Origin of the sequence: Amycolatopsis sp. CA-126428 (genome assembly GCF_002904335.1) — a bacterium.
Taxonomy (GTDB): domain Bacteria; phylum Actinomycetota; class Actinomycetes; order Mycobacteriales; family Pseudonocardiaceae; genus Amycolatopsis.
This window is the reverse complement of record NZ_PPHF01000030.1, coordinates 316,703-338,672: the sequence shown is the minus strand read 5'-3', so window position 1 is coordinate 338,672 and position 21,970 is coordinate 316,703. Positions and strand designations below refer to the sequence as shown.

Sequence of the window (21,970 nt, the reverse complement as noted above, 5' to 3'; positions counted from 1 at the left end):
CAGTGCGCTGCACTATTCCGGGTCGGCGTCGAGGAGGCCTGGGCCGTGCTCACCTCTGCGCCAGTCCTCTGATCTGCGGCGGCGGCGTTCCTGCTCCCTGACTATCCAATCGCGGCCCTCCGCCGAGACCGCTTCCAGCACGTGCAGTGCGCCCGCGATGCCCGATGACTCCAGGGCGAGGCGCTGCAACATGGCCTCGTTCTCCACCCTCTCGTCCGTCAGGCCTTCGAAGCCCTCGGCGACGACGGAAATCTGCTCGCCGCTCACCAGTGTCAGCCGGAATGCCCGTTTTCGCACGGACTGCGTCTGCTGGAGGACCGCGTTGTCCCCGTTCAGGATCTGGTAGTGCCACCCGTCCGCGTACCGGACGCCGACTTCGGCGACGCGGGCTGCGGAAAGGGCGTCGTAGCGGAAGGAGGTTCGGCGCTCGTCGTGGACGTCCGCCTTGAGGAAGTCCAGGTCCACCTCGATCTCGCGGACGCCGCTGTGGGTCAGGAGGAACACGAGGATCACGTAACGCGAGTAGCGCATCGGGCCGCCGAGGACGCGGGCTCGCTGGGCGTTGGCCGCTCCCTCCGTCAGGACCACGTGCGCCACCAGGTCGCGGTTGGTCAGCGCGCACCGGCGCAGGGCCTCGGTCTTGAGGTGGGACTTGTCCAGGTCGAGCCACCAGGCCATCTCGGCGTCGTCGGGCCGGTCCGCGAGCACCTGCGACCACTCCAGGAACGCCTGCTCCTCCTCCTTCAGCAACCGGCTGCCGCGCTCGTTCTCCTCCGCCTGGAACTGGTGGGACACCATGATCCGGAGGCCGTGCTGCATCGCGAAGAAGCCGCCTGCGCCGAGGAAGAGCGCCGCGCCGATGAAGCTTCCCGCGCCACCGAGCATGATCAACGCTCCGACGATCGCGACGGCGATCCCGGTGCGGTGGACGAGGAGGCTGGTCGGCGACGGGCGGACCTCGTCGCGGTAGGCGAACAAAGTGCCGTTCCGCCACTGCGCGGCGACCCGGCGGGCGTGCCACCGGATCAGCCAGTTCACCGCCCCGGCCTCGACCTGCGCGTTGCCGAACAGGGTCACGAACCGCCACTTGTAGTACTCGCAGATGCCGCGGGTGTCGTTCACCCAGCTGCCCGGCGTGTGCGGCCGCGCATCCCAGAACCGCGCCTCCACCAGCTTGTGGATCTGCTCGACGAACCGGGACGACACCCAGTGGCCGGGCGAGCCGACGGCCTGGAACTGCAGCGGGACGCCGTGTTCGCGGTCGCGGGCGACCAGCCGCATCGTCCCCAGCTGCTGCTCCCGCCCCGCCCAGATCGCGCCGGCGAACCCCGCCGCCATGACGAGCAGGCCGGCGATGCCCGCCGCGGGCCGGCCGTCGCCGAACCCGCTGAGGAAAGCGATCAGGCCGAGGAGCACGCCCGCGCCCCCGAGGCCCGCCTTCACCCATTCCGCGGAGGGGATGGCCGCGCGTGCGGGCACGAAGTACCGCGGCACCGCGGGATCCGGCTCGAAGAACTTCCACGCCCGGTCCACCCGGTCGTGCCCGAGCCGCTCGGTCCGGACGCGCTGGGCGTCCACGACGTCCACGCTGTCCTGGAGCGCGCCGCCGAGGACGAGCGCGAGGTGCCGGGTGATCTCGTTCTGCCGGTCCCGGGGCAGTTCCTGCAGGTTCGCCATGGCCTTCGCCAGGTCGGCGGCATCGAGGGAACTGCCCATCTCCTGCCGCCACACGAAGGACATGAGCTCCCACACCACGCTCAGCGCGCCACGCCACTCGTCGTGGGCGAACCGCCGGGCCGTGAGGTCCGCCATCCGGAACCGCGCGTACACGTCGTCGCTGATCTCGTTGAGCGACCGGTCACTGAGAACGGACAAGGCGTAGTGGTAGGCGAGCTCGGTGGACGTGTGCCCTTGCTGCAGCAGCTCTTGGAAGAGCGTCTCGGCCATCCGCGGGGTACCGCCGCGCAGGTGGTTCAGCGCGACCTCGAACCGCCGCTCCGGCGGATCCGAGGGATTGATGTGGTAGGTCGTTTCGTTGCGGTGGAACGTGCCGCCGTAGATCGCGCCGATCTGCTGCTCGACGTGGGATTCGCCGGACGCCTGGTTCTGGAACCCGTGCGGGTCGTTCATGCGTGCCTCCGCGGGGATCGCTGCGTCACGTGGAAGTCCCCGTAGACGGCGCCCACCTGCTGCCCGACGCGCGCGTTGTCCTGGGCCACGTTGGTGTAGGTCGCCACCGGTACCCGGGTGCGCTCGTCCTCGCGGGCACCCTCCGCGCCCCCGATCCCGGCGGCGAGCGCCCGGACGAAGTCCGCCGCGTTGCCGGCGGCGACCGCCTGCCAGTCCGCCTCGTCCGCCGCGTCCTTGGCGCCGTCCGCGCGGTCGCTGATCCCGCGGACGGTCAGCGCCGGGACGTCGTCGTTGAGGTGGCCGGTCAGCGCGAAGCCGGCGCTTTCCATTTCGACCGCCACCGCGTCGTGGTAGTTGTCCCACAGGTACCGCGCGGCCGCGGACGTCCGCCCGTCGACCACCACCTCGCCCGCCGCGACCGGCTCGAAGTGGACTTCCGGCACGCTCTGCGCGCCGCCCCAGTTCCCCTCCCTGGCCAGCGCCCGCGCCAGTTCCAGCAACCGGTGCGACGGTTCCCAGGCCTCCGGCCTGCTCCGGAAGCCCGCGTCGTCGCTGTAGCCACCGTGGTACGCGTAGACCTTCCGCGCGACGACGACGTCGCCGAGCCGGAGCCAGTCACGCAGCCCGCCGGCGACGCCGGTGAACACGACCGCGGACGGCGAGAACTCCGCGACAGCGCGTTCGGCGATCGCCGCGGCGCGGGCGTTGCCCGTTCCCACCATGCCGAGCGCGACCGGGCGGCCGGCCAGCTCGCCGACGTCGAACACCGTGCCCGCGTGGTGCATGTGCCGCCGCACCCCGGTCATCCGGGCGCGCACCGCGGCACGCTCCACTTCCAAGGCGGTCAGGATCACCAGCACGGGGCGACCGCCCCCTCGTTCCGCTCTGCCATGACGATCTCCCTCTGTTCGCCGAAACGGCGCCCTCGCGACCGGCAGGATGCCGAGTGCATCGTGCAAGGTAGCCCCATCGGGCCGTTCTCGTCAATAAGACGAATATTGGCCGGCTGCGTACACTGTGCACTATGGACACTCCACCGACCACGACCGGCCGGGTCGCCGGCCATGCCTGAGCCCGGCGAGTGGACGATTCCCGAGGTCGCGGTCGCCGTCGACCTGGCCATCCTCACCGTGCACGACAGTTCGCTGCAGATCATGCTCGTGAAGCGGGGAATTCCGCCGTACGAGGGCATGCTGGCCCTCCCCGGCGGGTTCCTCGCGTCGACGTCGGAAGACCTCGACCACGCCGCGGCCCGCGAACTACACGAAGAGACGGGCCTCGACGCACGGGCGTTACACCTGGAGCAACTGCGCACGTACGGGACGCCGGGCCGCGATCCGCGCCGGCGGGTGATCGCGGTCTGCTACGTCGCCTTCTCGCCCGAGCTCCCGGTTCCGGTGGCCGGTGGCGACGCCCGCGAAGCGGTCCTCATGCCCGTGGAGAAGGTGCTGAAGCCGCGCACCCGGATCGCGTTCGACCACAAGAAGATCATCGCCGACGCGGTCGAACGCGCCCGCGGCAAGCTCGAGTACACCACGCTCGCGGCGGCCTTCTGCGCAGCGGAGTTCACGATGACCGACCTGCGCGAGGTCTACGAGATCGTCTGGGGCGAACAGCTCGACCCGCGGAACTTCCACCGCAAGATCATCGGCGTCGACGGATTCCTGATCCCGACCGGGGAGCGGGTCTCGCGACAGCCCGGCCGGCCCGCCGCGCTCTACCGCCGCGGCCCCGCCACCGTGCTCCACCCGGCCATGCTCCGGTCGCGCCCGTAATCGTCACCTTGACGCTAACCAGCCGGGCGGGCTACCGTCGGTTCCGACCTTAATCGTCACTCTGACGGGAAGTGCCGGCATGGAGATCCACTGCAAGGCGAGGTTCGCGGTCCGGACGGTGGCGCTGGCCTTCGCCGCGGGCGCGGTGCTGGGCGCGGTCGCCACCGGGTACGCCGTGTCGCCCGGACAGAGCGTGCCCCCGGCACACAGCGCCGTCGCCCCCTCGGCCACCGGACCCCACGCCGGCTGAGCCTCCCCCGGAACGACGAAAGCCCCCGGACACGAGGGCCGAGGGCTTCGACGAAACGAACGTCAGGACTTCGAGACGCGCGCGAACTCGTCCTTCGGGTTGTTGATCTGCCCGAGCGAGATCACCTCGCGGCGGAACAGGCCACCGAGGATCCAGTCGAACAGGATCCGGATACGGCGGTTCCACGTCGGCATCGCCTTGAGGTGGTAGGCGCGGTGGAACAGCCAGGCCGGGAAGCCCTTGATCTTCAGGTTCAGCGCGTCCGCGACGCCCTTGTGGAGGCCGAGGCTCGCCACCGCGCCGAGGTTCTTGTGGTAGTAGTCCTTCGGCTTGCCGCCGCGCAGGACCTTGATGATGTTCTTCGCCAGCAGGCGGGCCTGGCGGACCGCGTGCTGCGCGTTCGGCGGGCAGGTCGCCGTCGGGTCCTCTTCCGTGCGCGAGAGGTCCGGGATCGCCGCGTTGTCACCGGCGGTCCAGACGTCGGGGTGGCCGACGACCTGCATCGCGGCGGTGGCCTCGAGGCGGCCGCGCTTGTCGACCGGCAGGTCCGACTGGCCGACCACCGGGTTGGCCTTCACACCGGCCGTCCAGATGATCGTGTCGGTGTCGAACTCCGTCCCGTCCGAGAGCACGACGTGGCCGTTTTCGAACGACTTCGCCGCCGTCGACAGGTAGACCTCGATGCCGCGCTTCTCCAGCTGCTCGACCGTGTACACGCCGAGCGTCTCGCGGACCTCGGGGAGGATGCGGCCGGCCGCCTCGACGAGCACCCAGCGGATGTCGGAGGTCTTGATGTTCGGGTAGTAGTTCTCCACCGCGAACCGGGTCATGTCCTCGAGCTCGGCCAGCGCCTCGATGCCGGCGAACCCGCCGCCGACGACGGTGAACGTCAGCAGGCGCTTGCGCAGCTCGGGGTCGAGCGTGCTGGCCGCCTCGTCGAGCTTGGTCATGATGTGGTTGCGCAGGTAGATCGCCTCGCCGATGGTCTTGAAGGCGATGCCCTGCTCGACCAGGCCCGGGATCGGGAGGATGCGCGCGACGGCGCCGAGCGCGACGACCAGGATGTCGTAGCCCAGCTGCTCGACGTGGCCGTCGGCCGCCTCGACCGTGACGGACTTCTTCTCGTTCTCGATCTTGGTGACGCGCGCGGTCAGCACGTGGCAGCGCTTGAGCACGCGCCGCAGCGGCACGACCACGTGCCGGGGCTCGATCGCGCCGGCCGCGGCCTCCGGGAGGAACGGCGCGTAGGTCATGTGGGGCTGCGGGTCAACGACGGTCACGGAGGCCTCGTTGGCCCGGAGCATCTTCTGGAGGCCGTACGCCGTGTAGAGCCCGACGTACCCACCACCGAGGACGAGGATCCGAGTCGGTTCCGACTTCGACTTCGCAGCAGCCATGTCCTCATGGTGACACCTTCGCCGCGACCTCGCTCGGGGGCCCCATCCGGCTGTGACCAGCGTCGCTGCGGTTTCCGTAACGATTCAGTCGTGCCCTGTCACCGAGGTCGCGGCCCGGAAGACGTCCGCCACCATGGCGTGGGTCACGCGGCGTGTCTGGACATTGCGTGGCGACACGTGATAACAGCCGAAAAGCCGCAGGTCGCCCAGTTCCACGACGGCTCCGTGGGCGAACGCCGGGCGAGGCTGCGGCACCGGCCAGCCGGCCGCCGCCAGCACGGGCAGTAACGCCTGCCAGCCGAACGCGCCCAGCACGACGATCGCCCGCAGTGTCGGACGTAACAGTGCGAGTTCCTCGGCCAGCCACGGGCGGCAGGTGTTCCGCTCGGCCGGCGTCGGCTTGTTCTCCGGCGGCGCGCACCGCACGGGCGAAACGAGCCGGGTGCCGTACAGCTCGAGGCCGTCACCGAGCCGCTCGGACGTCGGCTGCGAGGCGAGCCCGACCTCGTGCAGGACCCGGAACAGGAAATCACCCGACGGATCGCCGGTGAACATCCGCCCGGTGCGGTTCGCGCCGTGCGCCGACGGCGCCAGGCCGACGACGGCGAGCGACGCGTCCGGTGGTCCGAAGCCTGGTACCGGCCGCGCCCAGTACTCCTCGCCGCGGAAGGCCGCCTTGGTGCCCGCGACGCCCTCGCGCCAGGCCACCAGCCGCGGGCAGGCGCGGCAGCCGGCCACCGCGGCGTCCAGCTCGGGCAGCGACCTCATCGCAGTCCCGCTCGAAAGAGCCGATCGGCGTGCCGCGTGGTCTCCGGCAGCCGGTAGCGCGGGGGGAGGTAGCCGGCTTGGACCGCGATCGGGTGCCACGTCGGGAGGTCCTCAGCCTCGATGCCGCCCTGGGTGCGCCCGGCGGCATCGACCGGTGCCACCCGGAGGCGGCGGACATTGTGCGTGCCGTACCCGCCGGCGGCCCGGGACTCGACGACGCCGAACGGCGACCCCCCGGTCAGTGGGCCGGCGGAGGCGGAGGCGAGGCGCTGGGAGTGCGCGAGATAGTGGCTCTCGTCGCCCGGCACGCCGAACCGCTGGTCCAGCGAGATCGCAATCGGCGGCAACTCGCGGAAAGCGAACGGGCCGGGGTCGGCCGTGATCCCGGCTCGCGCGCGCCCCGTCAGTCCCGGGGTCTTCGGCGTGATGGCCGAATCGGCATCCTTGCGCTCGACATCGGGGTCGGTCACCGGCAGCTCCAGCCGTCGGCGAGCTCGACCCGGCCGCGAAGCCGGTCCTGCACGGCGAGCGCCTCCTCGATCGTCGCCGGCCAGTCCTCGGTGTGCACCAGGTCACCCTGCCACAGCCGCCCGGTCCCGCCGACTAAGTTGGGTCCATGGCGGACAGCACCCCCGAAGAGGCCTCCGAGCCGAAGGCCGCGGAGACGACCGAGATCCCGGCCGAGCCGACCGACGACATCGTCACGACCCAGCACACCTTGACCGTGAAGCGGAAGAAGCTCGCATACACGGCGAAGGCGGGGCGGATCGTCCTCCGCAAGGAGATCGTCAAGGACGGCAAGTCCGAGGGCGTCAAGGCGAAGGCGGAGGTGTTCATCACCTCCTACACCCTCGACGACGCCGATCCGGGGTCGCGGCCGGTGACGTTCGCCTTCAACGGCGGCCCCGGCTCGTCGAGCATCTGGCTGCACATGGGCCTGCTGGGGCCGCGCCGGGTGCTCTCGGGCGACGTCGACGACCTGGTGCCGCCGCCGTACGGGCTGGCCGACAACCCCGAGACGCTGCTGGTGCACAGCGATCTGGTGTTCATCGACCCCGTGTCGACCGGCTACTCGCGCGCGTCCGAAGGCGGCGAGACGAAGGACTTCCACGGTTTCAAGGGCGACATCGAGTCGGTCGGCGAGATCATCCGGCTGTGGGTGTCGCGCCACCAGCGCTGGCTGTCGCCGAAGTTCCTGGCCGGCGAGTCGTACGGCACGCTGCGCGCCGCCGGGCTGGCCGCGCACCTGCAGGACCGGCACGGCCTGTACCTGAACGGCCTGCTGCTCATCTCGTCGGTGCTCGACCTGGGCACGCTGCGGTTCACCGAGGGCAACGACCTCCCGTACTCGCTGTACGTGCCGACGTACGCGGCGATCGCGCACTACCACGGCCTGCACGGCGAGCGCCCGCTCGACGACGTCCTCGCCGACGCCGAGGACTTCGCGGCGAAGGACCTGCCGTGGGCGCTGTCCCGCGGCGCCCGGCTGTCCACTCAGGACCGGACGGACGCGGTGGCCACGCTGGCGTCGCTCACCGGTCTGGCCGAGTCCTATGTGGACCGGGTGAACCTGCGGATCGAGCACGTCCGGTTCTTCACCGAGCTGCTGCGCGACCGCGGCCTGACGGTCGGCCGGATGGACGGCCGGTTCACGACCTGGGAGCCGGACGGCGGCCGCGAGCACATGAGCGACGACCCGTCGATCTCCCGCGTGGTCGGCGCGTACGCGGCGGCGTTCAACCACTACGTGCGGGCCGAGCTCGGGTACGCCAACGACCTGCCCTACGAGCTCATCAGCGAGGACACGTTCAAGGCGTGGTCGTACTCGGACTTCGAGGGCCGTTCGGTGTCGGTGGTGGACTCGCTGAGCGCGGCGATGCGCGCGAACCCGCACCTGAAGGTGCACGTGGCCTTCGGTCACTACGACGGCGCGACGGCGTACTACGCGGCCGAGCACGTGCTGGCCCACCTGCAGATCCCGGAGGAACTGCGCGAGAACATCGACTCGGCGTACTACCCGGCGGGCCACATGATGTACATCCACGAGCCGACCCGGGTGCAGCAGTCGAAGGACCTGGCGAAGTTCGTCAAGAAGGCGTCGAACCGCTGAGCCGGCCGGCGGCAGGTACCAGCGCTTCCAGGTGAACCACGGTTCCGTCAAGGAGGCCGCCGCCCACAGCGCAGCCGCACCCGGAAACGGCCCACCTCCCGGGGGAGATGGGCCGTTTCCGGGCGAAAAACCTACTTCAGGTACTGCGAACCGCGCGTCACCGCCGCGTAGGCGTCGACCGCGCCGTGGCCGTAGAAGCCGTTGAACGACGGGTCACCCTCGCAGGTGGCCGTGAACGTCGCGTCGCGGCCTTCCTTCAGGTAGTCCACCGTGCGGGGCACCGGGCAGGCGATCTTGGCCGCCGTGCCCTCGAGGACGCGCTGGACCTTGTCCGGGTCGAGCCCGAACTCGCCGTGCGACTTCTTGCCGTACTGGGAAATGATCAGCGCCGCGACGCCGGTGGCGTGCGGGGTGGCCATCGACGTTCCCTGCAGCCACTGGTAGTAGCCCACGCGGCCGTCCGGGGCCGTGGCCTTCTTGACGCCCGCGGCCAGGCCGGCTTCGGTGATGTTGCCGTCCGCGTCGATGTTGCCGTCGGCGACCCCCACGTTCTTCGGGTACGTCGAGAGGATTTCGTTCTCCACCGTGCGGTACCACGGCGTGCCGAAGCCGTCGCGGAAGAAGCCGCCCGGGGCCGACACCGAGATCTGCTCGAGGCCGTAGTTCGAGTAGTCCGCCTTCTTCTGGGACGGCCCGAACGAGCTCACGCCGATCGTGTGGTTGCCCTCGACCGGCAGGCTCAGGCAGGAGCTGTTGTCCACCGTGCGCGGGTGCGTGCCGTTCGCCGGGTAGTCGGGGCTCGTGGTGTCCGGCTGCGGTGCGCCCAGGTCGGTGTGCTGGTTGCCCAGCGCGACCACCATCGTGACGCCCTTGCGGTGCGCGTAGTTCAGCGCGCGCTGGGTCGCCTCGATGATCGTGCGCTGCTCGGCCTGCTCGGCGGGCGAATCCGCCGGGTTCGCCGTGCAGTTGTACAGCCACGGGTCGGTGTAGAACGACATGTTGACCACGTCGATGCCGGCGTCGCCGGCGTAGGTCAGCGCGTCGACCGTCGGCTGCAGGAAGAAGAAGCCCGAGTCCTGGCCGGCGCGGATGTTCACCAGCGTCACGTTCGGCGCGACACCGGAGACGCCGAAGCCGTTGGCCGCGGCGGCGATGGTGCCGGCGACGTGCGTGCCGTGGCCGCCGTCGTCGTGGTTGGCCGGGTCGACGCAGCCGCGGAACTCGCACGGCCCGTCGACTTCGGCGCCGTTGACGTCGGTCGGGATGTCGCGGGTGAAGTTGCGCGAGTCGGCCTCGTCGAAGTTCGGCGCGATGTCCGGGTGCGTGCCGTCGATGCCGGTGTCGATGACGCCGACCTTCACCTGCTTGCTGCCCGGCTGCTTGGTGCGCGAGAGGTCCGAGCGGACGGACTTGAGGCCCCAGAGCTGGTCGTCCAGCGGGTCCAGGCCCGCCGGCGCGGCCGCGGCCTTCTTCGAAGAAGCGGTGCCGCGGCCTTCCTTCTCGACGCCGGCGTCACCCTTGGCCTTCTTGCCCGTCTTCGGCACCGAGCCGATGGACTGGGCCTTGGCCGCGCCGAACACCGCGCGGTTCGTGGCCACGCGCTCGGTGAAGCCGGTGGCCGGCGCGCTGGCCCTGATCAGGCCGACCGCGGTGTTGGTCTCCAGGACCGTGCCGCCCGCGGCCTTGATCGCCTGCTGGGCGCCGCCGATGCTCTGGACGTCCTTGGCGAGCACGGTGAATTCGGTCGCCGGGCCGGACAGCGCGGGCTGCGCCGACGCGACCGGGACCGCGACCGCGGAAACCGCGCCGAACAGCGGCACGGCCAGCACCGCGGCCAAAAGCCTGGGTCTCTTCACGTTTCTCCTCCTCCGAAAGCGGTTCCTGCACCGTATAGACCGGACATAGCGCGTACAACGGCAAAAAGTACGTTATGGAACAACCGACTTCTGCTCGGCGAAGTGACAAGCTGACAAGTGGCCGTCCGTCCTGGGCACCAGCTCCGGCACCTCCGTCGCGCACCGGTCCTCGGCCTTCCAGCACCGCGTGCGGAACCGGCACCCGGACGGGGGATCCAGGGGACTCGGCACGTCGCCGGTCAGCCGGATCACCTGGCGGTGCCCGCGCACGGCCGGGTCCGCCACCGGCACCGCGGACAGCAGCGCCTGGGTGTACGGGTGGGACGGCCGTTCGTAGATCTCCTCTTCGGTGCCGAGCTCGACGATCTTGCCGAGGTACATCACCGCGACCCGGTTCGACAGGTGCCGCACCACCGAAAGGTCGTGCGCGATGAAGACGTACGACAGGCCGAACTCGCCCTGCAGGTCACCGAGCAGGTTCATCACCTGCGCCTGGATCGAGACGTCCAAAGCGGACACCGGCTCGTCGCAGATGATCACCTTCGGCCGCAGCGCGAGCGCCCGCGCGATGCCGATGCGCTGGCGCTGCCCGCCGGAGAACTGGTGCGGGTAGCGGTTGAGGTGCTCGGGGTTGAGCCCGACCACCTCCAGCAGTTCCCGCACCTTCCCCGCCCGCGAGCCCTTCGGCGCGACCTCGGAGTGGATCTCGAACGGCTCGCCGACGATGTCGCCGACCGTCATGCGCGGGTTGAGCGAGGTGTACGGGTCCTGCAGCACGATCTGGATCTCGCGCCGCAGCTTCCGCAGCTCGGCGCCGCGCATCGCGAAGATGTCGCGGCCCTCGAACGTCGCCGTCCCGCTCGTCGGCTCTTCGAGCCGCATCAGGACCTGGGCCAGCGTCGACTTCCCGCAGCCGGACTCGCCGACGACGCCGAGCGTCTCGCCCGGCATCAGGTCGAACGAGACGCCGTCGACCGCCTTGACCTGGCCGATCGTGCGCTTGAACAGGACACCGACGCGGACCGGGAAATGTTTTTTGAGGTCGGTGACCGAAAGGATGGGGTCAGGCACGGGAGCTCACCACCTCTTCGGCGAAGTGACACGCGCTCGTGCGGCCGAAGCCGAGGGCGTGCTGGGGCGGGACCTCCGAGGAGCAGCGCGCCTCCGCCCGCTTGCAGCGCGGGTGGAACGGGCAGCCGGGCGGGATGTCCAGGAGGCTGGGCGGCAGGCCCTTGATGGTCTCCAGCGTCTGTCCTTTGAGGTCGAGCCGGGGCAGGGAATCCATCAACGCCGCGGTGTACGGGTGGCCCGGCGCGCGGAACAGCTCGCCGGCCTCGGCCTGCTCGACGATCCGGCCCGCGTACATCACCGCGATCCGGTCGGCGACCTCGGCGACCACGCCCAGGTCGTGGGTGATGAGCACCAGCCCCATCTTGCGTTCGGCCTGGATCTCGCCCAGCAGGTCCATGATCTGGGCCTGGACGGTGACGTCGAGGGCGGTGGTCGGCTCGTCGGCGATGAGCAGGTCGGGATCGAGCGCGAGCGACATCGCGATCATCGCGCGCTGGCGCATGCCGCCGGAGAACTGGTGCGGGTAGTCCTTGATCCGCCGGTCCGCGGCCGGGATGCGGACGGTGTCGAGCAGCTCGATCGCCCGCTTCCGCGCGTCCTTTTTGGACATGCCGAGCCGGACGCGCAGCTGTTCCTCGATCTGGAAGCCCACGGTGAACACCGGGTTCAGCGCGGACAGCGCGTCCTGGAAGATCATCGCGATCTCGCTGCCGCGGACTTCGCGGCGGCGTTCTTCGGGCGCGGTCAGCAGGTCCTCGCCGCGCCAGCGCACGGCACCGCCGGTGATCACGCCCGGCGGCATGTCGAGGATGCCCATCACCGTCTGGGCGGTGACGCTCTTCCCGGAACCGGACTCGCCGAGCACGGCCAGGGTTTCCCCGGCGTGCACGGAGTAGCTGACGCCGTTGAGCACGTTCGCCACGCCGTCGGACGTCCGGAACTCGACGCGCAGATCCTCTACTTCGAGCAGGAGTTCGTTGTCGGACAAGGGGATCTACCTCGACTTCGGATCGAGCGCGTCGCGGATGCCGTCACCGAGCATCACGAAGGCCAGCACGGTCAGGGTGACGAAGGCGCCGGGGAACAGCAGCATGTGCGGGTCGTTCTGGAAGTAGTCCTTCGAGTCGGAGATCAGCACGCCCCACGAAACCACCGGCGCGCGCACGCCGATGCCGAGGAAGGCGAGCGTCGCTTCGGCACCGATGAACGCGCCGAGCGCGATGGTGGCGTACACCAGCACCGGCGCGATCGTGTTCGGCAGCAGGTGCCGGAAGATGATCCGCGGGGTGCTCGCGCCGAGGCCGCGCGCGGCCTTGACGTAGTCGAGCTGCTTGGCCACCAGCGTCGCCGAGCGCATGATCCGCATGGCCACCGGCCAGCTCAGCGCGGCGATCGAGCACACCACCTGGACGATGATCGTGACGCCGCCGGGGTTCGAGCCGGGTGCGTTGAACGTCGTCAGGATGACGATCGCGCCGAGGATGAACGGCAGGCCCGCGAAGATGTCGCCGAAGCGGGAGAGCAGGCTGTCGACGAACCTTCCGTAGTAGCCGGCGAGGATGCCGACGAGCGAGCCGAAGAGCACGGTCAGCAGCGTGGAGAACACGCCGACCAGCACCGAGGCGCGGGTGCCGTAGATCGTCCGGGCGTAGACGTCGGCGCCCTGGTTGTCGTAGCCGAACCAGGCGTCCGCGGACGGCCCTTCGTTGGCGTGGGCCAGATCGCTGAAACCCGCGTCCCGCGAGCTGAACAGGCCGGGGGCGATCGCGAGCAGCACGATGAACAGGATGATCACCGCCGAGGCGATGACCGCGGGCTTGCGCCGCAGCTGCTGCCAGGCGTCGCTCCACAGGCTGCGGGCTTTCTGCGGGCCGGTGGCGGAGTCGTCGACGCGGGACAGCTCGGCCGCGTCGGCACCGCCACCACCCACCAGGTTCGGGTCAGTCATAGCGGATCCTCGGGTCGAGAACGGCGTAGAGCAGGTCGACGATCAGGCTCATCAGCAGGTACACCAGCACCAGCAGGACGACGACGCCGACGACGGTCGCGCTCTCCCGGTCCTGGATGCCGCGGAAGATCAGCCTGCCCAGCCCGTTGATGTTGAACACGCCTTCGGTGACGATCGCGCCGCCCATCAGGGCGCCGAGGTCGGTGCCGAGGAACGTGAGCACCGGGATCACCGAGTTGCGGAGCAGGTGGACGCCGACGACCCGGCTCTGCGGCAGCCCCTTCGCGATCGCCGTCCGCACGTAGTCGGCGCGGCGGTTTTCGGCGATGCTGCTCCTCGACAGCCGGGCGACGTAAGCCATCGACAAGCTGCCGAGCGCGATGCCGGGCACGATCAGCTCGCCGACGCTCGGGTCCTCCGACACGCTCGCCTCGATCCAGCCGAGGCCGTTGCCGCCCAGCGCGAGCTGCAGCACGATCGCCGTGACGAACACCGGCAGCGAGATCAGGAACGTCGTGGACACCAGCACCAGGTTGTCGAGGAAACCCTTGCCGCGCAGGCCGGTCAGCACGCCGGCGGTGAGGCCGATGACGGCTTCGATGGCGACGGCGATCACGGCCAGCCGCAGCGTGATCGGGTACGACGTCGCGATCAGCTCGCCGACGGAAGTGCCGTTGAAGGTTTCGCCCCAGTCCCCGGTGAAGAGGCTCCCGAGGTACTTGAAGTACTGGACGAAGATGTTGTCGTTCAGGTGGTACTTCTCGGTCATCTGGGCGATGTAGGCCGCCGGGCAGGCGGCCTGGCCGCACTTGCCCGAGAACGGGTCGCCGGGCAGCGCCCAGACCAGGACGTAGATCAGGAACGTGGTGCCGAAGAACACCGGGACCAGCTGGAGCAGCCGTCGCAGGACATAGCGGATCATGACGAGTTCCTAGTGCGCGCCGGCCGTCGTGAGTGGTAATGAGGGTTAGAACCCTCATTACCACTCACGACGGCGTGGTGGTGGTTGCGGCAGGTCAGCGCGCCACTACTTCTTGAGGACCTCGATGGACGGGTAGTCCGGCATGCGCCGGAAGTCCAGGGCCGCGGACTTGAGGTTCTTCGACTTCGCCGCGACGCCCTTCTCGTCCCACACCGGGATCGACGGGAGGTCCTTGGCGATCAGGTCCTCGGCCTGCTGGTACAGCTTGACCGCCGCGTCCTTGTCGGCGGTGGCGTCCGCCCGCGCGAGGAGCGCGTCCACCTGCGGGTTCGAGTAGCTGGAGTCGTTCGAGGACCCGCCGGTCTTGTAGATCGGGTTGAGGAAGTCCTCGATGGACGGGTAGTCCGCGGACCAGTCCGAGCGGCCCATGCCGGTCAGCTTCTTCTTGGTGACGATGCTGCGCCACTGGCCGAAGTCGGTCGCGGGCACGAAGTCGCACTCGACGCCCAGGGTGTTCTTGATGCTGTTGCAGGCCGCGACCAGCGGTTCCTTGCGGCCACCGTCCGCGTTGGACGCGATGGTCAGCTTGCCCTGGAAGCCGGACTTCTGGAACGCCGCCTTGGCCGCCGCCGGGTCGAACTTGCAGAACTCGCAGACACCCGGACGCGCACCCGGGATGCCCTGCGAGATGTAGCCGTCCGCGGGCACGTAGGTGTCGTTCATGACGGTCTTGGTGATCTGCGTGCGGTCGATCGCCATCGAGATGGCCTTGCGCAGCTCGAGGTTGTTGTAGCCGGGCACGTAGTAGGGCACGGCGATGGTGCTGATCCCGAGCAGGTGGCCGGTGACCAGCCGGTCGCCGAGGTCGTTCTTGTACTTGCCGCCCGCGACCGCCGACGGCGGCAGCGCCTCCATGAAGTCGAGCCGGCCGCTCAGCAGGTCCTGGTAGGCGGTCTCCTGGCTGGCGTAGATCTTGATGTCGAGGTCCTTGAAGTGGACCTTGTCGTCACCCTTGTAGTCGTCGTTGCGGGTGAGCTTGATGTCCTGGTTCGGCGTCCGCGAGACGAACTTCATCGGGCCGTTGCCGATCGGGTGCTGCTCGAAGCCCTTGGGGTCCTTGAAGAACGCGTCGGGCAGGGGCGCGAACGCCTGGTAGCCGACCTTGATGTCGAACACGGAGAACGGCGCGTCCAGCGTCACCTGGAACTCGTAGTCGCCCTTGGCGACCAGGCCGGACATCTTGTCCGTGGCCGGCTTGGCGTTCTCGTCCTCGGGGTGGACGTCCTTGTACCCCTGGATGTTCGAGAAGAAGTCGGTGTTGAGCTGGCCGTTCGGCCCGTAGGCGCCGTAGTTCCAGGCGTCGATGAAGTTGTGCGCCTTCACCTCGGTGCCGTCGTGGAACTTCCAGCCCTGCTTGATCTTGATGTCGTAGACCTTGGAATCGGTCGTCGTGATCGAGTCCGCCATCAGGTTGAACGGCTTGGCGTCCGCACCCTTGAACCCGACCAGGGTGGCGAACATGACCTGGATCGCCTTGGTGCCGCCCAGGTCGTTGATGTTGGTCGGGACCAGCGCGTTCTGCGGCTCGGTGCCGTACACGCTCACCGTGCCGTCCGGGTTCGTCTCGCCGGCGCCCGCGGAGTTGCTGCCCGACCCGCCGCCGCCGCACGCGGCCAGCGCGAGCGCCAGCGAGGTCATCACCACCGTGGGTCCCCAGAGCCTGCGCGAACGACGCATGTTCCCCTCCATTTCCGGTGTGTCCGAAAGGTGAGACGCACGCTATCGGGGGCGGTGAAGCCGATCACAGGAGTGCGGTGTTGCAAATGTGTGACGGTCGTCAGGACCACCTGGTTGGAGTACAACCAACGTAGGAATCCGGATACTCCGGACGGTTCAACGCGGACAGCAGGTCATCGCGCGCTCACCCTCGGTCCCGTTGTGGCACAAGCCCTTTCGGGCGGCCGAACGGTCGGTCAGGCGAGCGAGGGCGGTGGGCCGGGCGCGGTGTCCCGGTGGGCCGGTCAGACGAGGGAGAGGGCGATGCCGTCGAGGATGTCGTGCTCGCTGACGACCAGCTCCGTCGGGCCGCCGCGGGCCGCCAGCTGCTCGGCGAGGGTCTGGACCACCACCGCGCCGCCGCCGATCACGTCGACCCGGCCCGGGTGGATCACCGGGTTGGCCGCGCGGGTGGCGTGGTCCTCGCTGAGCAGGCGGGACGCGAGCCGGTCGATGTCCGCCGCGCTCAACGTGGACAGGTGCACCCGCTCGCTGTCGTACTCCGGCAGCCCCAGCGCGATGGCCGACAGCGTCGTCACCGTGCCCGCCACGCCCACCCACGTCCGGGCGCGGGCGACGTCGACCACGTCGAACGCGTCCGTCAGCACCTTGCCCGCCAGGTCACGGGCGGTCGCGATCTCGCTCGCCGTCGGCGGGTCGCTCTTCAGCGCGCGCTCGGTGATGCGGACGCAGCCGATGTCGACGGACTTCGCCGCGAGCACGTCGGCCCGCTTGCCGTCCCAGGTGCCGAGGACCAGCTCCGTCGAGCCGCCGCCGACGTCGACCACCACGAACGGGCCGTCGTCCGGGTCCTGCTCGCCCACCGCGCCGGTGAACGACAGCCGCGCCTCTTCGTCGCCGCTGATCACCTCGGCCTCGGTGCCGAGCGTTTCGCGGGTCATCCGGAAGAACTCGTCGCGGTTCTTCGCGTCGCGGGTCGCGGACGTGGCGACCATGCGGACCTTCTCCACGCCCTTGCGCCGCGCGGCGATCGTGTAGTCGGCGAGCGCGGCCCGGGTGCGCTCGAGGGCCTCGGGGGCCAGCTCGCCGGTGGCGTCGACGCCCTGGCCGAGCCGGACGATCCGCATCTCGCGGTGCAGGTCGCGCAGGTCGACCGTGCCGTCGTGGCGCGGCGTCAGCTCGGCGACGAGCAGGCGGATGGAGTTGGTCCCACAGTCGATCGCGGCAACACGAGGCATGCGATCACCCTAACCGGCGCGGATGCGTCAGGGCGTAGGCGTCGGCGGCGTGGTCGTGATCAGGACGACCGACGTGGGCACCTCCGTGACGATCTGCCCGCACGTCGGTTCCGGCGGCGTGGTCTTCGTCGACGTGGTGGTGGTCTCGCTGGTCGTGCCGGTCGGTGCTGGCACGGTCGTGAAGCTCGTGATCGTCGTCGGGACGCCCGTTGTCGTCGTCGGCGGCACGCACGTGGACGACGACGTGGGCGGCGGCTCCGAAGTCGAAGTGCCCGGCGTGGTCGGCGGCGGCGTGGAAACCGTCGTCGCCGGGACCGGTGGAGGCGGGATCGACGGCGGCGCGGGCAGGGCCGCCGCGTTCGGCGCGCCGATCGGCACCGTGCTGTCCGGCACCTGCATGATCCCGTTGCGGTAGGCGTCCGCCCACAGGACCACCGTGTTCACGTACGTGTCGGAGTTGTTGTACCGGTAGATCGCCCCGCGCAGCTGGTCCGGGTTCGCCAGGTCGAACCCGCCGGAGCACAGGTAGCGGCCGGTGGCCAGGGCCGCGTCGAAGAGGTTGTTCGGGTCGGACTTGCCGTCGCCGTTGCCGTCGGACGCGTAGCCCCGCCACGTCCCCGGGATGAACTGGGTCGGGCCGACCGCCCGGTCCCACACCGGGTCGGTGTCGAGCAGGCCCTGGTCGGTGTCCGGGATCGCGGCGAACCCGCCTTGGCCGTTGAGCTGCGGGCCGAGGATCGGCTCGCGGGTGGTCCCGGCACTGTCCACGTAGCCGCCGCGCGCGTGGTTGGACTCGATCCGGCCGATGCTGGCGATCAGGGCCCAGTCGATGTGGCAGGCGGGCTGTTCGCGGCCGAGGATGTCGGCGGCGTTCTTGTACGCGGCGAGCGCGGTGGCCGGGATGCCGAGCGGGCCGTCCGGGAGCTCGTAGGCCGGCAGGGGCAGCGGGGTGGGCACGCCGGGGAGGGTGCCGTCGACGGCGATCTGCTGGAGGGCGGCGTGCCCGGGGTCGTAGCCCTGGCCGAGCGCGGCGTCGCGGGTGTGCTCGCCGGTGCCGCCGAGCCAGCCGAGGGTGCCACCGCCGGCGACCAGCGCCGGGAGCACGGCCAGGATGCCGGTGATCAGGGGGTACGCGGTGCGGTGGCGGATCCCGAATCTTCGCGCGTAGCTCCCGGCTGCGTCTGGCAGCCGCCGCACACGCATGCTCAGAGCCCTCCTGGCCGGTTCGATCGCCGCTTTCGGGACACAGCCTGCCGCAAGTGCGGCGAAGTTTCAGCCCATCGAGAGTCGCGATCGAGGTTTTCGCTCACCCAGACCAGTTATCTGTTCACAGCGCGCGAGTGTTACGCGGCGCAGTCACCCGAGGGCCACCCGTTGGCCTTAAGCAGGGCCAGCGTCTCGTCACCGAACGGATTCACGCCGGGACCGACGGCCAGCGAGTGGGCGACGTGCACGTGCAGGCACTTGACGCGGCCGGGCATGCCCCCGGCGGTGACCTGGTGGCCGAGCGGCTCGATGGCGTCCCGCTCGGCGAGGTAGCCCTCGTGGGTGCGCTGGTACTGCGCCGCGAGCTCGGGATCGGTGGTGAGCCGCTCCGTCATCTCCTTCATGATCCCGGACGCCTCGATGGTGCCGATCATCGAGTTCAGCTTCGGGCAGGTGAGGTAGTAGAGCGTCGGGAACGGCGTCCCGTTCTCCAGCCGCGGGCTGGTCTGCACCACGGAGGGGTGCCCGCTCGGGCACCGCGCGGCGATCGCGCGCAGCGCCCGCGGCGGCCGTCCGAGCTGCTCCGCGATGATCTCGCGGTCGGCGTCGGTGACGGGCTCGAACCGGTGCTGCTGCGTGCTGTTCACGTGGTCAAGGTTAGAGCGTGGCTCTCAGCCGCCCGAGACCTGGTTCCAGAGGTTCTCGTACCAGGAGCTGCCCGCGACCTGCTGCTGTCCGGCCGGCGGGGCCGCGTCGGGCGCCTTGTCCTCCGGCAGCTGGACGATGTACGGCGTCTCGCCCGGCTTGACGTACCGCAGCCGGCGGCGGGCTTCGGCCTCGATCTGCGCGGGGTCGCTCAGCTCCGCCTTGCGACCTTGGAGCTGAGCGACCTCCTGCTGCAGCTGAGCCTGCTGGGCCTGCTGTTCGCGGACCTCGGTCCGCTGGGAGAGGTACGTGCGCAGGGGCACGGCGATGGTGAACGCCAGCGCGCACACCACGATCGCCACCACCGCCGCGCGGCGGGTGGTGGACATGCCGAGCACCTTCGCCGCACCCGACGCCCGCTTCGCCGCCAAGCCCCGGCGCAGCCGGGCCCTGGTGGTCTCCGCGTCGGCGGTGCGGCGGCGCGCCGCTTCGGGGCGGCGGGCCGGTGCGGGCCGGTTGCCCCGCGAAGCCCCGCCGCCACCGTCGCGGCGGCCGCGTGTCCTCCCCCGGTCCGCCATCGGCGTCAGGCCTCGGCGCTGAACCGCGGGAAGGCCAGCTCGCCGGCGTACCGGGCGGCGTCACCGAGGGTCTCCTCGATGCGCAGCAGCTGGTTGTACTTGGCGATCCGCTCGCCGCGGGCCGGGGCACCGGTCTTGATCTGGCCGACGCCGGTGGCGACCGCCAGGTCCGCGATGAACGTGTCCTCGGTCTCGCCGGAGCGGTGGCTCATCATCGACTTGTAGCCGAACGACGTGGCCAGCGAGATCGCGTCGAGCGTCTCGGACAGGGTGCCGATCTGGTTGACCTTCACCAGCAGCGCGTTGGCGGCGCGGCGGGTGATGCCCTCCTCGAGGCGGTCCGGGTTGGTGACGAACAGGTCGTCGCCGACGATCTGGACCTTCTCGCCGATCTCGGCGGTCAGGGTGACCCAGCCGTCCCAGTCGTCCTCGCTCAGCGGGTCCTCGATGGAGACCATCGGGTAGTCGCGGATCAGCTCGGCGTAGTACGCCGACATCTGCTCGGCGCTCTTCTTGCCGCCCTCGAAGGTGTACGCGCCGTCGGCGAAGAACTCCGTCGCGGCGACGTCCAGCGCGAGCGCGACGTCGCGGCCCGGGGTGTAGCCGGCCTTCTCGATGGCCTGCAGGATCAGGTCGAGCGCCTCGCGGTTGTTCGCCAGGTTCGGCGCGAAGCCGCCTTCGTCGCCGAGACCGGTCGAGAGGCCGCGGCCCTTCAGCACCGACTTCAGCGAGTGGTAGACCTCGGCGCCCCAGCGCAGGGCCTCGCGGAAGGTTTCCGCGCCGATCGGCGCGATCATGAACTCCTGGACGTCGACGTTGCTGTCCGCGTGCGAACCGCCGTTGAGGATGTTCAGCATCGGCACCGGCAGCACGTGCGCGTTCGGGCCGCCCAGGTAGCGGAACAGCTCCAGCTCGGCCGACTCCGCGGCGGCCTTCGCGACGGCCAGCGAGACGCCGAGGATGGCGTTCGCGCCGAGGCGGGACTTCGCCGGGGTGCCGTCGAGGTCGACCAGCTTCTGGTCGACGATCCGCTGGTCGACAGCCTCGATGCCGACCATCTCCGGGCCGATCTCGTCGAGCACCGCGGCGACCGCGCGCTCGACGCCCTTGCCGTTGTAGCGGCCGGTGTCGCCGTCACGCAGCTCGACCGCTTCGTGCTCACCGGTCGACGCACCCGACGGGACCGCGGCCCGCGCCAGGGTGCCGTCGTCGAGAGCCACCTCCACCTCGACCGTCGGGTTGCCGCGCGAGTCCAGAATCTCGCGCGCGCCTACCTGCTCGATGAGAGCCACGCCATGCTCCTCGGTGCGTCGTGCCTGTGGTGAATGCCGCCTCCGCGGAGAAGAGAACGTCGGCGGTGGTTTCGCGCCCAGCCTAGCCGTCGCGGCAGTTCACCCGTTGGAGGACTCACCGCCCGCGCGGATCGCCTGCCAGCCCGGCGGCAGCTCGACGGTCTCGGACGTCTGCTGCCAGAAGGTCCAGCTGTTGCCCCCGAGATCGGCGACGGTGTACACCCGGGCGCCGTACGGCTGGTCCTGCGGCGGATCGAGCTCGCACTCGTCCCCGAGCGCGGCGGAGATCCGCTCGTAGTGCTCGTCGACGTCGTCGACGTAGACGATGTTGAGCTGGCCGACCGGGCCGTCGACGCCCTTGGCCTGCCAGTAGTCCGGGCCGACGCCCGCGATCTGGATCGGTGCTCCGCCCGCGCGCAGGGTCGCCTGGAAGACCTCGCCCGCCGCGTCGCAGAACCGGACCTCCTCGGTGAAGCCGAAGGTCCTGGTCAGCCAGGCGAGCGCCGCCGTGGCGTCGGCGTAGTAGAGGTAGGGCGCCAGGCCCCGGTACCCGCTGCTCATGGCGGCACAGTCCATCACGTCCCGATCGGAGGCGTGTGCAAGCCCCTCTCCACGGGTAACGTGGGAGCGACCATGACGGACGCCGCAGCTGCTTCGCAGCCTCCCGAGGAGTCGCGGTTTCATGCCTTCCGCCAGGCCGAAGACCTCGTCGGCCGCCGTCGTCCGCTCGACGCGCTGAAGGCGTTGCAGCCCCTGCTGGAATCCGAAACGGACAAACCGTCGGTGCACCTGCTGGCCGGGCGCGCGTACTTCCACTCCGCTCAGTTGCGGCGCGCGGAAGCGGCGTTCACCCGGGTGCTCGAACTGGACCCGACGGATCACTACGCGCGGTTCATCCTGGGCCGCACGCTGCAGCGCCTCGGCCGGCTCGTCGAGGCGCTGGCGCAGATGAAGATCGCCTCGGCGATGCACCCGGTGCCGGAGTACCTCGAGGCGATCAGCGAGGTCAAGGCCCGCATCGCGCTGCGCGAACCCTGAGCCGACCAG

At 70.1% G+C, this 21,970-nt stretch carries 21 protein-coding genes; 4 read left to right on the top strand and 17 right to left on the bottom strand.

What is annotated here, in order from left to right; genetic code table 11:
* Positions 1-12: 12 nt before the first annotated feature.
* Both C2L58_RS08330 and C2L58_RS08325 read right to left on the bottom strand, forming a co-directional pair.
* A complete protein-coding gene (locus tag C2L58_RS08330) occupies positions 13-2,130 on the bottom strand; it encodes a hypothetical protein (RefSeq protein ID WP_103336942.1) in 2,118 nt (705 codons plus the stop codon).
* Positions 2,127-2,990, bottom strand: a complete 864-nt coding sequence (locus C2L58_RS08325) for a 5'-methylthioadenosine/S-adenosylhomocysteine nucleosidase family protein (RefSeq protein WP_103336941.1) — start codon at positions 2,988-2,990, stop codon at positions 2,127-2,129. Before C2L58_RS08325 ends, C2L58_RS08330 begins: the two co-directional genes overlap by 4 nt.
* 204 nt (positions 2,991-3,194) lie before the next feature.
* On the opposite strand from C2L58_RS08325, the gene C2L58_RS08320 reads away from it, so the two are divergent.
* Both C2L58_RS08320 and C2L58_RS49150 read left to right on the top strand, forming a co-directional pair.
* Entirely contained in the window at positions 3,195-3,905 is a 711-nt protein-coding gene (locus C2L58_RS08320; protein ID WP_103336940.1) for an NUDIX hydrolase, read from the top strand.
* Positions 3,906-3,984: 79 nt separating this feature from the next.
* Positions 3,985-4,155: a hypothetical protein gene (locus C2L58_RS49150; protein WP_158264093.1), complete on the top strand. Its 171-nt coding sequence runs from the start codon at positions 3,985-3,987 to the stop codon at positions 4,153-4,155.
* Between the two features lie 62 nt (positions 4,156-4,217).
* On the opposite strand, the gene C2L58_RS08315 is transcribed toward C2L58_RS49150, so the two are convergent.
* The 3 genes from C2L58_RS08315 to C2L58_RS08305 all read right to left on the bottom strand — a co-directional run bounded on the left by C2L58_RS08315 (position 4,218) and on the right by C2L58_RS08305 (position 6,790).
* On the bottom strand, positions 4,218-5,552 hold the full coding sequence (locus C2L58_RS08315; protein WP_103336939.1) for an NAD(P)/FAD-dependent oxidoreductase: 1,335 nt from the start codon (positions 5,550-5,552) through the stop codon (positions 4,218-4,220).
* An 84-nt stretch (positions 5,553-5,636) separates the two neighbouring features.
* Positions 5,637-6,320: a uracil-DNA glycosylase gene (locus tag C2L58_RS08310; protein ID WP_103336938.1), complete on the bottom strand. Its 684-nt coding sequence runs from the start codon at positions 6,318-6,320 to the stop codon at positions 5,637-5,639.
* Complete coding sequence (locus C2L58_RS08305) at positions 6,317-6,790, bottom strand: hypothetical protein (RefSeq protein WP_103336937.1); 474 nt, start codon at positions 6,788-6,790, stop codon at positions 6,317-6,319. Before C2L58_RS08305 ends, C2L58_RS08310 begins: the two co-directional genes overlap by 4 nt.
* 146 nt (positions 6,791-6,936) lie before the next feature.
* Here C2L58_RS08305 and C2L58_RS08300 point away from each other — a divergent pair, with 146 nt between their 5' ends.
* Entirely contained in the window at positions 6,937-8,430 is a 1,494-nt protein-coding gene (locus C2L58_RS08300; RefSeq protein WP_103336936.1) for a S10 family peptidase, read from the top strand.
* A 131-nt stretch (positions 8,431-8,561) separates the two neighbouring features.
* On the opposite strand, the gene C2L58_RS08295 is transcribed toward C2L58_RS08300, so the two are convergent.
* The 12 genes from C2L58_RS08295 to C2L58_RS08240 all read right to left on the bottom strand — a co-directional run bounded on the left by C2L58_RS08295 (position 8,562) and on the right by C2L58_RS08240 (position 21,484).
* Complete coding sequence (locus tag C2L58_RS08295) at positions 8,562-10,286, bottom strand: S8 family serine peptidase (RefSeq protein WP_103336935.1); 1,725 nt, start codon at positions 10,284-10,286, stop codon at positions 8,562-8,564.
* 72 nt (positions 10,287-10,358) lie between these two features.
* A complete protein-coding gene (locus tag C2L58_RS08290) occupies positions 10,359-11,357 on the bottom strand; it encodes an ABC transporter ATP-binding protein (RefSeq protein ID WP_103336934.1) in 999 nt (332 codons plus the stop codon).
* The gene (locus C2L58_RS08285) at positions 11,350-12,345 is read right to left on the bottom strand and encodes an ABC transporter ATP-binding protein (protein ID WP_103336933.1); all 996 of its coding nucleotides are present in this window, start codon (positions 12,343-12,345) and stop codon (positions 11,350-11,352) included. Before C2L58_RS08285 ends, C2L58_RS08290 begins: the two co-directional genes overlap by 8 nt.
* 6 nt (positions 12,346-12,351) lie before the next feature.
* Positions 12,352-13,305 (bottom strand): ABC transporter permease, encoded by a 954-nt coding sequence (locus C2L58_RS08280; protein WP_103336932.1) that lies wholly within the window; start codon positions 13,303-13,305, stop codon positions 12,352-12,354.
* Complete coding sequence (locus C2L58_RS08275) at positions 13,298-14,227, bottom strand: ABC transporter permease (RefSeq protein WP_103336931.1); 930 nt, start codon at positions 14,225-14,227, stop codon at positions 13,298-13,300. The genes C2L58_RS08280 and C2L58_RS08275 overlap by 8 nt, the downstream gene beginning before the upstream one ends.
* 105 nt (positions 14,228-14,332) lie before the next feature.
* Positions 14,333-15,964 (bottom strand): peptide ABC transporter substrate-binding protein, encoded by a 1,632-nt coding sequence (locus C2L58_RS08270; protein ID WP_233225615.1) that lies wholly within the window; start codon positions 15,962-15,964, stop codon positions 14,333-14,335.
* 284 nt (positions 15,965-16,248) lie between these two features.
* Positions 16,249-17,202 (bottom strand): Ppx/GppA phosphatase family protein, encoded by a 954-nt coding sequence (locus tag C2L58_RS08265; protein WP_103336929.1) that lies wholly within the window; start codon positions 17,200-17,202, stop codon positions 16,249-16,251.
* Positions 17,203-17,229: 27 nt separating this feature from the next.
* Complete coding sequence (locus C2L58_RS08260) at positions 17,230-18,405, bottom strand: lytic transglycosylase domain-containing protein (RefSeq protein ID WP_103336928.1); 1,176 nt, start codon at positions 18,403-18,405, stop codon at positions 17,230-17,232.
* Positions 18,406-18,545: 140 nt separating this feature from the next.
* Entirely contained in the window at positions 18,546-19,055 is a 510-nt protein-coding gene (locus C2L58_RS08255) for a DUF501 domain-containing protein (protein WP_091318049.1), read from the bottom strand.
* Between the two features lie 24 nt (positions 19,056-19,079).
* Positions 19,080-19,442, bottom strand: a complete 363-nt coding sequence (locus tag C2L58_RS08250) for an FtsB family cell division protein (RefSeq protein ID WP_086845214.1) — start codon at positions 19,440-19,442, stop codon at positions 19,080-19,082.
* Between the two features lie 194 nt (positions 19,443-19,636).
* Positions 19,637-20,923, bottom strand: a complete 1,287-nt coding sequence (eno, locus tag C2L58_RS08245) for a phosphopyruvate hydratase (protein WP_103336927.1) — start codon at positions 20,921-20,923, stop codon at positions 19,637-19,639.
* A gap of 99 nt (positions 20,924-21,022) precedes the next feature.
* Positions 21,023-21,484: a VOC family protein gene (locus C2L58_RS08240; RefSeq protein ID WP_103337119.1), complete on the bottom strand. Its 462-nt coding sequence runs from the start codon at positions 21,482-21,484 to the stop codon at positions 21,023-21,025.
* A 72-nt stretch (positions 21,485-21,556) separates the two neighbouring features.
* On the opposite strand from C2L58_RS08240, the gene C2L58_RS08235 reads away from it, so the two are divergent.
* Positions 21,557-21,961, top strand: coding sequence for a tetratricopeptide repeat protein (locus C2L58_RS08235; protein WP_103336926.1), 405 nt, complete (start codon positions 21,557-21,559; stop codon positions 21,959-21,961).
* The last annotated feature ends 9 nt before the right edge of the window (positions 21,962-21,970 follow it).